Annotated in this window: 16 protein-coding genes; all 16 read right to left on the reverse strand. The window is 72.8% G+C overall.

Features of this window, described 5'->3' with window-relative positions:
* Window positions 1-115: 115 nt before the first annotated feature.
* The 16 genes from O2V61_RS03495 to O2V61_RS03570 all read right to left on the reverse strand — a co-directional run bounded on the left by O2V61_RS03495 (window position 116) and on the right by O2V61_RS03570 (window position 12,776).
* Window positions 116-1,249 carry an EscU/YscU/HrcU family type III secretion system export apparatus switch protein gene (locus O2V61_RS03495; protein WP_269181943.1) on the reverse strand — a complete coding sequence of 378 codons (1,134 nt, stop codon included), beginning with the start codon at window positions 1,247-1,249 and terminating at the stop codon, window positions 116-118.
* Window positions 1,250-1,267: 18 nt separating this feature from the next.
* On the reverse strand, window positions 1,268-2,032 hold the full coding sequence (gene fliR, locus O2V61_RS03500; RefSeq protein ID WP_269181944.1) for a flagellar biosynthetic protein FliR: 765 nt from the start codon (window positions 2,030-2,032) through the stop codon (window positions 1,268-1,270).
* A gap of 7 nt (window positions 2,033-2,039) precedes the next feature.
* Window positions 2,040-2,315: a flagellar biosynthesis protein FliQ gene (gene fliQ / locus O2V61_RS03505; RefSeq protein WP_036336255.1), complete on the reverse strand. Its 276-nt coding sequence runs from the start codon at window positions 2,313-2,315 to the stop codon at window positions 2,040-2,042.
* Window positions 2,312-3,142 carry a flagellar type III secretion system pore protein FliP gene (gene fliP, locus O2V61_RS03510; RefSeq protein ID WP_269181945.1) on the reverse strand — a complete coding sequence of 277 codons (831 nt, stop codon included), beginning with the start codon at window positions 3,140-3,142 and terminating at the stop codon, window positions 2,312-2,314. The genes fliQ and fliP overlap by 4 nt, the downstream gene beginning before the upstream one ends.
* Complete coding sequence (locus O2V61_RS03515) at window positions 3,142-3,573, reverse strand: FliO/MopB family protein (RefSeq protein ID WP_269181946.1); 432 nt, start codon at window positions 3,571-3,573, stop codon at window positions 3,142-3,144. Before O2V61_RS03515 ends, fliP begins: the two co-directional genes overlap by 1 nt.
* On the reverse strand, window positions 3,570-4,316 hold the full coding sequence (gene fliN, locus O2V61_RS03520) for a flagellar motor switch protein FliN (RefSeq protein WP_269181947.1): 747 nt from the start codon (window positions 4,314-4,316) through the stop codon (window positions 3,570-3,572). The genes O2V61_RS03515 and fliN overlap by 4 nt, the downstream gene beginning before the upstream one ends.
* A complete protein-coding gene (locus O2V61_RS03525; RefSeq protein WP_269181948.1) occupies window positions 4,313-5,284 on the reverse strand; it encodes a flagellar motor switch protein FliM in 972 nt (323 codons plus the stop codon). Before O2V61_RS03525 ends, fliN begins: the two co-directional genes overlap by 4 nt.
* Before the next feature lie 197 nt (window positions 5,285-5,481).
* Window positions 5,482-5,961 carry a flagellar basal body-associated FliL family protein gene (locus O2V61_RS03530; RefSeq protein ID WP_269181949.1) on the reverse strand — a complete coding sequence of 160 codons (480 nt, stop codon included), beginning with the start codon at window positions 5,959-5,961 and terminating at the stop codon, window positions 5,482-5,484.
* Window positions 5,958-6,905: an OmpA/MotB family protein gene (locus O2V61_RS03535; protein WP_269181950.1), complete on the reverse strand. Its 948-nt coding sequence runs from the start codon at window positions 6,903-6,905 to the stop codon at window positions 5,958-5,960. Before O2V61_RS03535 ends, O2V61_RS03530 begins: the two co-directional genes overlap by 4 nt.
* Window positions 6,902-7,672 (reverse strand): motility protein A, encoded by a 771-nt coding sequence (locus O2V61_RS03540; RefSeq protein ID WP_269160004.1) that lies wholly within the window; start codon window positions 7,670-7,672, stop codon window positions 6,902-6,904. Before O2V61_RS03540 ends, O2V61_RS03535 begins: the two co-directional genes overlap by 4 nt.
* Before the next feature lie 3 nt (window positions 7,673-7,675).
* Entirely contained in the window at window positions 7,676-7,963 is a 288-nt protein-coding gene (locus O2V61_RS03545) for a flagellar FlbD family protein (protein ID WP_269160005.1), read from the reverse strand.
* A 196-nt stretch (window positions 7,964-8,159) separates the two neighbouring features.
* Complete coding sequence (locus O2V61_RS03550) at window positions 8,160-9,458, reverse strand: flagellar hook protein FlgE (protein ID WP_269181951.1); 1,299 nt, start codon at window positions 9,456-9,458, stop codon at window positions 8,160-8,162.
* A gap of 44 nt (window positions 9,459-9,502) precedes the next feature.
* Window positions 9,503-9,952, reverse strand: coding sequence for a flagellar hook capping FlgD N-terminal domain-containing protein (locus O2V61_RS03555; protein WP_269181952.1), 450 nt, complete (start codon window positions 9,950-9,952; stop codon window positions 9,503-9,505).
* A gap of 15 nt (window positions 9,953-9,967) precedes the next feature.
* Window positions 9,968-11,371, reverse strand: coding sequence for a flagellar hook-length control protein FliK (locus O2V61_RS03560; protein WP_269181953.1), 1,404 nt, complete (start codon window positions 11,369-11,371; stop codon window positions 9,968-9,970).
* Entirely contained in the window at window positions 11,368-12,318 is a 951-nt protein-coding gene (locus tag O2V61_RS03565; RefSeq protein WP_269181954.1) for a transglycosylase SLT domain-containing protein, read from the reverse strand. The genes O2V61_RS03560 and O2V61_RS03565 overlap by 4 nt, the downstream gene beginning before the upstream one ends.
* Window positions 12,306-12,776 (reverse strand): flagellar export protein FliJ, encoded by a 471-nt coding sequence (locus O2V61_RS03570; RefSeq protein ID WP_269181955.1) that lies wholly within the window; start codon window positions 12,774-12,776, stop codon window positions 12,306-12,308. The genes O2V61_RS03565 and O2V61_RS03570 overlap by 13 nt, the downstream gene beginning before the upstream one ends.
* Between the last annotated feature and the right edge of the window lie 10 nt (window positions 12,777-12,786).

A 12,786-nucleotide genomic window follows, 5' to 3' on the forward strand; every position in this document is an offset into this window, starting at 1 on the left:
CCTTCTCGGCAGTCCGGGGAGGGCTCCGTACCGCGCCGCCGGTCGCTGCACCGTGCGTCACAACCGCGCCGCGGACCTCAGCCCGGCGGCGACCCGACGTGGGCGGGACCCTCGGTCAGCGGCGCCGGCCGGCGCGCGGGAGGCCCTCGGTGACCGGTGCCTCGAAGCCGGGGCGGTGCACCCCGCCACGCACGCCGCGCGCGGACAGGTGCATCACGAAGGCGAGCACCCGGGCGACGGCGGTGAACAGCTGGGCCGGCACCTCCTGGCCCAGGTCGCAGGAGGCGTGCAGCGCCCGGGCCAGCGGGATGTCCTGGACCATCGGCACCTTGCACTCCTCGGCCCGGGCGCGCAGCCGGGTGGCCATCTCGTCGGCGCCCTTGGCGACCACCCGGGGCGCGCCCTTCAGCGGGTCGTACTTGAGCGCGACGGCGACGTGGGTGGGGTTCACCAGCAGCACGTCGGCGTCGGCGACCTCGGCCATCATCCGGTTGCGGGACATCGACAGCTGGGTCGAGCGCCGCTGGGCCTTCATGTACGGGTCGCCCTCGGCCTGTTTGTGCTCCTGCTTGATCTCGTAGACGCTCATCTTGAGCTGCTTCCGCATCTTGTGTCGCACGACGACGTAGTCGGCGACCGCGATGGCCAGGCCGGTGATGCCCACGACCCGGAACATCAGCACCGCGGAGTCGGTGAAGGTGTGCACGATCTCGGACAGCGGCAACGCCCCGGCGGCGGAGACCAGGTTCATGGCGCGATCGGACGTCACGCCGATGACGACGGCCAGCGCGACGGTCTTGATGATCGCCTTGGTCGCCTCCCAGAGGCCCTGGCTGCCGAACATCCGCTTGATCCCCGGGAACGGGTTCAGCTTCTTCAGCGTCGGCTTCATCGCCTTCGTGGCGAGGGTGACCCCGCCCTGGGCCGCCGAGGCGACGGTGCCGATCACCATCATCGCCAGGGCCATCGGCAGCAGGGCGACCATGAAGACGCTCAGCGCGGTGCCGAACAACGCGTTCACCGTGGCCAGCTGGGGGTCGTTCGCGACCACGCCGACCTGCACGAACAGCTCCTGGATCGAGCCGAAGGCCCCGCTCACGAGCATGGGCAGCAGCACGCTCGCCGCAGCCGCGCCCAGCCAGGTGCCCAGTTCCTGGGTGCGCGGGATCTGCCCTTCCTTGCGGGCGTCCTTCAGCTTCTTCGGTGTCGGTTCCTCTGTCTTCTCACCGCCGGGACCGTCCTTGGCCATCAGTCACCCCCTGCCACGTCAGCCGCTGCGCAGCGAGGTCATCGCGTCGAGCGCTGCGTCCAGGAGCCCGTCGAGCGCCGGCGGCAGCAGCGGGAAGGTCAGCCCCAGCAGGGTCAGGGTGATCATGATCTTGACGGGGAAGCCGAAGGCGAAGATGTTCAGCGCCGGCGCGGCCTTGGACAGCAGCGCCAGGGCGACGTCGGCGAGCAGCAGCACCGCCACCAGCGGACCGGCGATCTGCAGCGCGGCCAGGAACATCATCGAGAACGCGGTGATCAGCACCGAGCCCAGCTGGTCGGTGGGCACCGAGCCGCCGACGGGGAGCCCCTCGTAGGAGGTGACGAACCCCCGCACCAGCAGCAGGTGCCCGTTGCTGGTGAACAGCAGGGTGATGGCGAGCAGGTAGTGCAGCCTGCCGATCACCCCCTGCGTGGTCAGCGACATCGGGTCGTAGGCCGGTTGCAGGGAGAAGCCGCCGGTCACGTCGATCAGGTCGCCGGCCAGCTGGACGGCGCTGAACAGCAGCTGGACGACGAAGCCCAGCGCCGCACCGATGACCGCCTCGGTGACGGCGCCCGCGACCAGGAACCCGGCCGTCACCTCCGGCAGGGTGCCCGAGATGTGCGGGAAGGTGACCAGGGCGATGCACAGGGCGAGCGCGCCCTTGACCACCCGCGGGATGCCGTTGGAGTTGAACGGCGGGGCCAGGGCGATGAACCCGGCGGCCCGCGTGCTGGCCAGCAGCAGCGCCGCGAGGGTCGCGGAGGGGACCTCGAGGTCCACTGCGGCCTCAGGTCCTGCCGAGCAGCCGCGGCAGTGACTCGAACAGCTGATCGGTGAAGGAGACCAGCTCCGAGAGCACCCAGTTGCCGGTCACGAGCAGCGCGATCGCCACCGCGATCATCTTCGGCACGAAGGACAGGGTCGGTTCCTGGATCTGGGTGGCCGCCTGGAACAGCGAGATCATGAAGCCGACCAGCAGGGCGGTCAGCAGGATCGGGGCGGACACCTTCGCCGCGACGATCATCGTCTGGGTGGCGATCTCGGTGACGTCGGCGTCGCTCATCCGTAGGACCCCACCAACGCGGTGGTGACGAGCGCCCAGCCGTCGACGATCACGAACAGCATCAGCTTGAAGGGCAGCGACACGATGGTCGGCGGCACCATCATCATGCCCATCGCCATCAGCGCGGCGCTGACCAGCATGTCCAGCACCAGGAACGGGATGAAGACGACCAGGCCGATGATGAAGGCGCTCTTGAGCTCCGAGAGCACGAAGGCCGGGACCAGCGTCAGCATGCTCACCGACGCCGCGTCCGCCGGTGCCTCCTCCCGGGACAGCCCGACCATCAGCTTGAGCTCGTCCTCCCGCGTGTTGGCCAGCAGGAAGGTCTTCAGCGGCTCGACGCCGGAGTCGTAGGCCGCCGAGGCGGTGATCGTGCCGTCGAGGTAGGGCTGGACGGCGATCTCGTTGACCTCGCTGAGCACCGGGCCCATCACGAAGATGGTCAGGAACAGCGCGATCCCGGTGAGCACCTGGTTCGGCGGTGAGGTGGGCAGGCCCAGCGCGTTCCGGGTCAGCGCCAGCACGACGAGGATCTTGGTGAACGAGGTCACCAGCAGCAGGGCCGAGGGGGCGATCGACAGCACGGTGATCGCCAGGATCAGCGTGACCGCGGTGCTCGGGCTGTCCCCGCCGATGGAGATGTCCAGGCCGGAGTCGTCCACCACGGGGGCGACCGGCTCGGACGGCGGGGTCGGCGCGGTGGGCGCGGCCGAGGCCGGGCCGGCCAGCAGGAGCAGCACGACGACCGTGCCCAGCAGCAGCAACGGCACCAGCCAGGCGGCGCGGCGCGCTTGCATCGCGGGCAGCCGGACGGGGACGGCGGCCATCAGCGGCGCACCGTCCGCTCGCGCAGCTCGTGCACGGCCGACGTCCACGTGCTGCGGTCCAGCACCGAGCCGGCCAGGGCGCCGCTGCTCGCGCGCGGCACCGGCACCCGCGCGGCGGGCAGCTCGGTGGTCGCGCCGTTCTCGCCGGTGGCCCCGGGGCGGACCTGGGTGGCCAGGGCGGCCTGCAGCTCGTCGTCCTCCAGCTCGGCCAGCAGGGTGACCTGCTCCTCGGTCGAGCCGACCACCAGCACCCGGCCGGCGACCCGCAGCACCGAGACGCTGCTGGCCCGGCCCATCCGCTGGCGGGCGACGACCTCGATGACGCCGGTGGCGCCGCCGAGCCCGCGCTTCTTCGCCACCTTGCTCGCGAAGAGCAGCACGGCGGCCACGAACGCCAGCGACAGCACCAGGCGGACGATCATCCAGCTCATGCCGGCGGAGCTCCGTACTCGCCGGCCTCGGTCACGATCTCGCTGATCCGCAGGCCGAAGTCCTCGTCGACGACGACGATCTCGCCGCGGGCGATCAAGGTGCCGTTGACCAGCAGGTCGGCCGGGGCGCCCGCGGCGCGGTCGAGTTCGATGACCTCGCCGGGGTGGAGGGAGAGCAGCTCGGACACCGTCATCCGGGTCCGGCCGATCTCGACGGTGACCTCCATGGCCACGTTGCGGAGCAGGTCCAGGCTGCCGCGCCGCTCCCGCGGGCGGGGCAGGGTGACCTGCAGGGCCAGGGTGGCGGCGATCTCGGTGCCGTTGATCAGCGGCACGGCGAGGAAGACGCCCTTGTCCCGCAGCCCGTCCAGCGCCGCGACGACGTCCTCCACCCGCTCGGCCGCCACCCGCACGCGGCCGAGGGCGCCGGCGGCGGCCTCGAGCGCAGGGCGCAGCGCGGTGGCGACGTCCATCGGGCCGACCGGGGAGTTGGTCAGCGCGCTGACGATCTCCTCGGAGAGCACGAGCACGATGTCGCCGCTGACCTCGCCGCCCAGCGCGGCGGTGACGGCCGCGCCGGGGACCGGGGGGAGCGGGACCGACTCGGGGTCGGCCACCGTCTCCCCGGCCCGGAGGACGAGCTCGGCGGGCATGGCGGCTGCTGCGGCCTGGGCCGCGGCAGCGACGGCTGCGGCGATGGTGTCGGAGTCCGACGAGCGGTCGGTGCCGAAGGCGGTGGTCATGCGGGGTCCTTTCCGCCGGTCGCGGTGTCGGGGACGATCTCGGCCGCCAGGCGGCGCCGGTGGTTGCTGGGGAGGGCGTGGGCGAACGTCACGTCGTTCGTGGTGACCTGCAGCGGGCTGTCCTGCGCGTGGCGCAGCAGCAGCACGTCGCCGACGGCCAGGCTCAGCAGGTCACCGGAGGGCACCTCCAGCGGGTTGAACCGCACGCTCACGTCGACGGGGACGTCGTTGAGCCGCTCGGTGATCGCCTCGAGCGCGCGCTGCCGCTTGTGCTTGGCGGTGTCCGACAGCTGCGGGGAGGCGGCGTTGTTCAGCGGGCCGGCGAAGGAGGAGAAGGGCAGCACGAGCGTGACCTCGGGCTCCCGGGCGCCGATCCGCATGCTGTAGGTCGCGACCATGACCGTCTCGGAACCGGAGGCGGCCTGGGCGAGCTGCGGGTTGTACTCGACAGTGTCCAGCGTCGGCGTCAGTGCGGTGACCGGCGCGAAGGCCTGGCCGAGCTCGTCGAGCAGCCGGCCCAGCAGGTGCCCGGTGATGGCGCTCTCCATGCCGGTCATCGGCCGGTTCGGCTGGTCGCCGGCGCCGGAGCCGCCGAGCATGTGGTCCACCATCGCCATCGCGGAGTCCAGCGGCCAGGCGAGCACGCCCTTGCCGGCCAGCGGCTCGAGGGTGAACGTCGCCGTGAAGTACGACGGCGGCAGGGTGGCGATGTAGTCGTCGTAGGAGAACTGCTCGATGCCGGTCAGCTCGACCCGGACGCCGGTGCGGAGCAGGGACGTCAGGGTCGTCGTCGCCTGGCGGGCGAAGGACTCCTGGGTGATCTGCAGGATCCGGACGTGCTCGCGGGACAGCTTCGTCGGGCGACGGAAGTCGTAGGTGCGCGGTTCCCGGCGGCGGGCGCGCCCCTGCCCCTCAGGGTGCCGGGGGGCGGCGCTCGGGGCGTCGGCCACGGTGTCGGACAGGCTCACGCATGTCCTCATCGGCGGGGGGTGCGGTGACCCTGACCGCCGGACACCAGCCGGCGCCGATGTGCTCGGCGCCGGCTGGTGCAGGTGTGTCCCGGTGGGGGAGGAGCGTCGGCCGGGCACACCCGTGAGGTGGTGGAACGGCCCCCGTGCAGGGTCCCGGCACGAGCGTGCGAGTGCTGGGGGGCAAGGGGGTCCTTCTACTGGGTGACGTACTCCGTGTACCAGAGCTCGTAGACGTCGCCGTGGTAGGCCTCGATGACCGCCGCCTCGAAGGCGGCCTTCATCGCCTCCCGGTTGGCCTGCACATCGGACAGGGGAGCCCCGGAGAACTGGGAGATGGCGATGTCCATCGCCTTCGAGCCATCGGGGGTGGCGCCGCCGCCGTGCCCGCCGCCGCCGGCGTGCTCGTCGTAGGCGAGGGAGAACTGCAGCGTGAAGCCGAGCTTCAGGTAGCTCCCGCCGGCCAGGTTGATGGCCACCGGTTCCACCGCCAGCACGACGCTGCCCGCCTCCGGCGCGGGTTCGGCCTCGGCCTCGCCACTGCCGCTGAAGACGAAGAAGTAGGCGGCCGCGCCGAGCGCCAGCACGGCGACCAGCCCCATGATCAGCAGCTTCTTCTTGCCGCCGCCCTTGGCGCCGTCGACGTCCTCGGGCTCTTCCTTCTTCTTCCTGCTCATTCCTGGCTCCCCTCGGAGGTCGTGCCGGTGGTCTGGGTGGCTGCCTCGATGCCGGGCAGCAGTGCGTTGGCCTCCGGGGAGGCGACGGACAGGAGGACGACGTCCACCCGCCGGTTCACGGTCACGTAGCTGGGATCGGTGTCCGGCACGAGCGGCCGGGTGGAGCTGTAGCCCACTGCCGACATCCGGTCCTGCGCGATGCCGTTGGCGTCGACCAGGTGCCGCAGCACGGTGGTGGCCCGGACCGCGGACAGCTCCCAGTTCGACGGCCACGGCCCGCCGCGGGTGACCGGGAGGGAGTTCGCGTGGCCCTCGACCCGGACCAGGTTGGGCAGGTCGTTGATCGCCGGCCCCATGGCGTTCAGCACGGTGACGCCCTGCGGCAGGAGGGCCGCGGACTCCGGGGCGAAGAGCACCGGGTCGGAGACGACGCGCACGACCAGTCCCCGCTCGTCGATGATGAACTGGGCGGCCCCGGACTGACCGGCCGCGGCCAGTGCTGCGGCGATCTTGGCCCGTGCTGCCGCGAGCTGGTCGTAGGCCGACTGCGCCTCGGCGCCGACGGCCCGGGCCTCGGCCTCGGCGGCGGCGACCGCAGCCGCCTGCTCCGCCTCGGTCTGGGCCGTGCCGTCGATGGCCGCCTCCTGGGCGACCTGGACGGGCATGAGCGGGCTGTCGTTCTCGGTCGGTGCGTCGATGGCGGCGCCGTCGTTGAGGATGGTGATCGGGGCGCCGCCGCCCTCCCGCGCGCCGGCGGCGAAGGCGGTGAACTTGGCGGCGTCGATCGAGCTCATCGCGTAGAGCACCACGAAGAGCACGAACAGCAGCGTCATCATGTCGAAGCCGGACACCAACCACCGTTCGTGGTTCTCGTGCTCCTCGTGCTCCTCGTGCTTCTTGCGGCGGCCCCCACCGTGGCCGCCGTGCCCGCCGCCCTTGCTCATGCCGCCTCGCGCTGCTGCTCACTGGGCGGCACCAGGGAGCTCAGCTTGGCCCGCACGGTCCGCGGGCTGGTGCCGGCCTGGATCTCCGCGATGCCCTCGACGAGCAGCTCCATCTGCGCGGCCTGCAGCGCGCTGACCCGCAGGATCTTCGCGCCCATCGGCAGGAACCAGAAGTTGGCCGCCATGACGCCCCACAGCGTGGCGATGAACGCCGCGGAGACCATCGGGCCCAGCGCCTCGGGGTTGCTCAGGCTGCCCATCACGTTCATCAGGCCGACGATGCAGCCGAGGATGCCGATGGTCGGCGCGTAGCCGCCCATGTTGTTCATGAACTTGGCGGCGACCTTGTCCTCGGTCTTCTTGGCCGAGATCTCGCCCTCCAGGATGCTGCGCAGGTCCTCGGGGTCGGTGCCGTCGATGCTCATCTGCAGCCCGCGCTTCAGGAACGGGTCGTCGATGTCCTTGACCTGCGCCTCCAGCGCGAGCAGCCCTTCCTTGCGGGCCTTCTCGGCGAGGCTGACCAGGGTCTGGATCTGCTCGGTGGCCGGCGGCACCTTGGCCGGCAGCACGGCCATCTTGAACCAGGTGGGCATCTTCTTCAGGTCGTCCATCGTCTGGCTGGCCATGGCCGCGCCGAAGGTGGCGACGACGACCAGGACGATCGCCGGGAGGAAGATCAGCGACGTCGGGTCGGCGCCCTCCAGGATCATGAAGACGACCAGGGCGATGATGGAGACGACGAACCCGATCAGGGTGGCGGGGTCCATGGCTCAGCGCTCTTCTCGGCTCGGGAACGGCACGACCGAGGAGTCCTCGGTGCCCTTCACGGTGTGTGCGGTCGGCATCCGGTACTCGCCGCGGTCCATCTGGAAGGCGACCGCCTGGATGCTGGCCCGGTAGTCGCGGACCGCACGGACCACCTCGTCGACGGTCTCGGTGACGACGTACTTGGTGTCGTCGCGGAGCGTGACGACGGTGTCGGGGTGGCCCTCCACGCGCTGGATGAGCTCGACGTTGAGCACGAAGTGCTCGCCGTTGAGGCGCGTCAGACGGATCACGGGACTGCTCCAGGGGTCGGGTGTGGCGGTGTCGCCACGAACGGGCCTCATCGCGCCGCAGTCAGGTCATCGGCGTGTCGAGGGCGGTGCTTGAGCTGAACGGCCCGGCCCCCCCGACGGGGTGACCGGGCCAGATGGCCCCCCTCCAGGGGCCCGCCGCGAGCTTGCGAGTGGTGGGGAGGAGGGGGGTCCTTCATCAGCGCTTGAGCTGGACCAGGTCCTGGAGGATCTCGTCGGAGGTGCTGATCACTCGGCTGTTGGCCTGGAAGCCGCGCTGGGCGACGATCAGCCCGGTGAACTCCTCGGCCAGGTCGACGTTGGACATCTCCAGCGCCCCGGCCGACAGGCTGCCGCGGCCCCCGGTGCCGGCCTGCCCGACCAGCGGGTTGCCGGAGTTGTCGCCGGCCCGGAACGAGCTGTTGCCGGCCTTCTCCAGCCCACCGGGGTTGGTGAAGGTGGCCAGTGCGAGCTGGCCGATGTTCTGCCGCAGCCCGTTGGAGTAGATGCCGACGATCGTGCCGTCGTTGGCCAGCGAGTAGCCCTCCAGGACGCCCATCGCCGAGCCGCTCTGGGCGGTCGTCTTGGCCGCGGCGTCGCTCTTGCCGCCGAACTGGGTGAGCGAGGACAGGTCGACGACCACGGGCTTGGTCCAGGCCGCGACGGCCCCGGTGGGAGCCGCGATGGTGAAGGTGGGGGGCGCCGGGTCGGCGAGCGTGCCGGCGGGGAGGTTCTGCCCGGGGTTGGCCGGGTCGGGATAGGTGGCGCTGCCGTCGGCGAACTGCAGCTCCACCGCCGTCGGCGTCAACGTCGTCCCGGTGGTGGTGTCGACCAGGTTCACCGACCACCGGTTGGTGGCCGGGGCGGCCATCTTGGACATGGTGACGCTGACCGCGTGGGCGTTGCCGAGGTCGTCGTACATCTGGATCTGCGAGGTGACGGCCGTGTCCGTGCTCAGCGCCCCGGCGGAGAGGTTGCCGCTGATCGCCGAACCGGTGGTGGCGACCGGGGCGAGCACCTGGCCGGTCGGGATGCGGAGGGCCTCGATCGGGCCGTTCGGGTCGACGACGCCCAGGGCGTTGGCCATCCAGCCCTGCAGCTTCGCCCCGTCCGGGGTGACCAGGTTGCCGACGCCGTCGGTGTCGAACGAGCCGGCCCGGGTGTAGAGCTGCTCGTTGCCGACCTTGGTCATGAAGAAGCCGTCGCCGCTGATCATGAAGTCGCTGGCCCGGCCGGTGTTCTGGGTGGAGCCCTGGCCGAAGTTCGTGGTGATGCCGGCGACCTTGACGCCCAGCCCGACCTGCGCCGGGTTGGTGCCGGCGACGTCGCCGTTGGGTGCGGAGCCGTTGCGCAGCACCTGGCTGAGGGTGTCCTCGAAGACGGTCTGGCTGGCCTTGAAGCCGACGGTGTTGACGTTGGCGATGTTGTTGCCGGCGACGTCGAGCTTGGTCTGGTGGGCGCGCAGGCCGGAGATGGCCGAGAACATGGAACGAAGCACGGTGGAGCTCCTCGCGATCGGTGTGGGGAGGCGGGGACGCCAGGTCAGCGGGTGGTGGTGGTGGCGGGGGTGGCGACCTCGGGGACGGTGATCTCGGTGATCCGGCCCAGCGGCACCGTCTTCTCGCCGACCACCGCCCGGGGCTCGCTCCCGCCGGTCACGATCACCGAGGAGACCGCGCCGGTGACGGTGGTGCCGTCGTCGGCGGTGTAGGCCACGTGCTTGCCGACGAGCGCGCCGGCGCTGAGCGAGCGCTGGAGGGTGAGCAGCTCGGCGTTCTGCTTGGCGATCTCCTCGAGCTTCTCCACCTGGGTGAAGGTCGCGGTCTGGGCCATGAACTCGCTGCTGCTGGTCGGGTTGCTCGGGTCCTGGAAGCGCATCTGCGCGACCAGCAGCTTGAGGAAGGTGTCCTTGCCCATCTGGTCCGAGCGGTCGGTCGCGGTGGTCGCGGTGGTGGTCGGCGTACCGACGGTCCCGGTGATCGGGGTGGTCATCGCACGGTCTCCAGATCAGACGCGGACGTCCACGCCGGCTGACGTGGACTGGTCGGCGGCCGGGGCGGCACTGCCACGGCCGAGGGGATCGGTGGTCTGCCCGCTGCCGCGGGAGCCGCCCTGCTGGTCGGGCTGGCCGGAGCGGCCCTGCTGACCGGTCTGGGCGTCGAAGAGCTGCTGCGCGGTCCGCGCGCCGGTGCCGGCGTCGCCGCCGTCCGCGCCGACCTCGACCCGGCCGGCGGTCAGTCCGGCGCTGTCGAGCTCGCGGCGCAGGTCGGGCAGGGCGTCCAGCAGCGCCTGCCGGCCGGCCTCGTGCGCGCCGTGCAGGCTCACGTCGAGCACGCCACGGGTGATCGTGACCTGGACCGACACCGGGCCCAGGTCGTCTGGCGTGAGCACCACGGTCATCGTCTGACTGCCGTCCGGGGCGTTGTGCAGCACCGCGAGCTGGCGGCCGAGCTGGGCGGCGACGGGGGGCTCCGCCGGGGCCGGCACCGCAGCCCCGGCCGCCGCTGCGGACGCAGCCGCAGCCGGCGTCGGGCCGGGGAGCCCGAACCCGGCATCGGCCTCGACGGTCGACGGCGCCGGCCCGGTGGCCGCCGGGGTGGGATCGTCCCCGGCGTTCCCCGCCCCGGTGCCCGCCGAGTCCGCGGCCGCACCGGCGGGCAGCAGCAGCGGCGTCGCCGCGGCGTCGGTGGTGGTCGCCGGGTCGGTACCGGGAGCGCATGCGGTGACCGGGCCAGTCGCGGGGAGCGCCGCCGGAGCACCGGCCGGATCGACGACGACGATGAGCCCAGCGGCGTCGGCCAGCGCTGCGGTCGCGTCGACAGCGGCCGCAGCGGCGGGGACGGGCGGGGTGGGCAGGAGCGGGGCGGGCAGCGGCGAACCCGGTGCCGGTGCGGCCGGCGCCGGCCCCGCAGCGGCAGGTACGCCCGGCAGGGGGACGGCGCCGTCGGCGGACTGCCCGGCACCGGTGACGGCGCCGATCAGGCCGGCTGCGGCGGCCGTCGTCCCCAGGCCCGCGGTGCTCTCCGCGGTCAGCGGCGCGGCCGCGGCCAGCAGCGCCCACAGCCCGGGCTGCAGGGGGACCGGCGGAGCAGCGGCGTCGGTGCTGCCGTCGGCGACCTCCGCCGCGGGGTCGGCCGCCGACGGGTCGACCCGGTCGGCGGGGGCGTCGGTGGGGCGGTCGGGCCGGCCGGTGGGGGAGCGGTCCGGGGTCCGGACGGCGGACCGCTCCGCCGCCCGCTCGGCGGCCCGCTGGGAGGCGTGGGAGGGGCCGCGCTCGCTGCCGAGCGCGTCGTCGAGGGCGCTGGCGAACGCCGGTGCGCGGTCGCCGGCGGAGGACCGGCCGGAGCCGTGGGTGACGGCACCGGATCGGGCCGGGGCCGAGATCACCGGCAGGGTGGTCGGGCTGCTCATGCGTAGGCCTCCGCGGCTCTGGTGACCTTCTGGACGTAGGACTGGGTCTCGGGGTAGGGCGGGATGCCGCCGTGGCGCTGCACCGTGCCCGGGCCGGCGTTGTAGGCGGCGAGCGCCAGCTCGGTGGAGCCGAACTGCTTGGTCAGGCTGCTCAGGTAGCGGGCGGCGCCGTCGATCGAGGACGCGGGGTCGGTGGCGTCCACGCCGAGCCCCGTGGCGGTGGCGGGCATGAACTGCATCAGCCCGGTGGCGCCTGCGGACGACCTGGCGGAGCTGTTGAACCCGGACTCGGTCTTGGCGACCGCGGCCAGGAGTGCGGGGGAGACGCCGTGCCGGGCCCCGGCCTGGGCGAAGAGGTCGGCGTAGGGCACCCCGGCGAGGCCGCCGCCGGCCGCGGGGGCGACGGGGGCAGTGCCGGCGCCCTCGGGCAGCACCCGGCGGATCAGGGTCGGGTCGCCGACGTCCTGGACCTTGACCACGTCGCCGGCCTGCGGGGCGGCGATCATCTTGCCGCCGCCGATGTAGAGCCCGACGTGGTCGATGCCGGGGCGGGAGGACGTGTTGTCGAAGAACACCAGGTCGCCGGGGAGGGCCTCGGCCAGCGAGGCGACCGGCCGGCCGGCGGTGGCCTGCTGGGCGGAGGTGCGCGGGATGGCGATCCCGAGGTCGGCGTAGACCCGCTGGGTGAAGCCGGAGCAGTCCAGGCCGGTCGCCGGGTCGGTGCCGCCCCACTTGTAGGGGACGCCGAGGTACTTGGTCGCCGCCCCGACGACCTCGGCGCCGGTGCCGGTCGCTGCGGGGGCCGCCGAGGCCGACGCCGCCGCGCTGCTGCCGGTGAGGCCGGCGGCGGAGGCCGCGCTGGCCCAGGCGGTCTGCTGGGTCACCGGCGGGGTGAAGCGGGCCTGGATCTGCCCGATCCGGCTGTGCACCGCGATCAGTCCGTCCACGTCGTCTCCTCCCTGCTCATCTCGTCCGTGCTGGCTCGGGTGGTGCTGTGCTGGCGGGTGACCAGGTCGTCGACCACGCGTTCCTCGGCGGCGTCGGCCGCTGCCTGCAGGGCCGCCACGTGCCGTTCGCGCAGGCGTTCGAGGCCCTTGGTGCGCTGGGCGGCGGCGGTCCACCGGGCCCGGACCAGGTCGGCCTGCTCGGCGCGTGCGACGGCCAGTGCCCGTGCAGCAGACACATCGGCAGCCGCGGCGGCCGATGCGACCATCGCGGCGATGAACGCCGAGCCGGTGGGGTGTCCGGGCAGCGCGCGCTCGGTCAGCGCGGCGGCGTCCCGCTCGGCGCGCTCGGCGGCCTCGGTCGCCTCGCGGGCGGCCTGGGCCGATGCGAGCGCGGCGGCGCGCTCCTCGGTCCGGCGCAGCTTCAGCACCGGTTCCAGGCGGAAGGCCGGCTGCTTCACCGCGGGTCGC

It is taken from the genome of Modestobacter sp. VKM Ac-2985, assembly GCF_026967925.1.
In the GTDB taxonomy this organism is placed as follows: Bacteria; Actinomycetota; Actinomycetes; order Mycobacteriales; family Geodermatophilaceae; genus Modestobacter.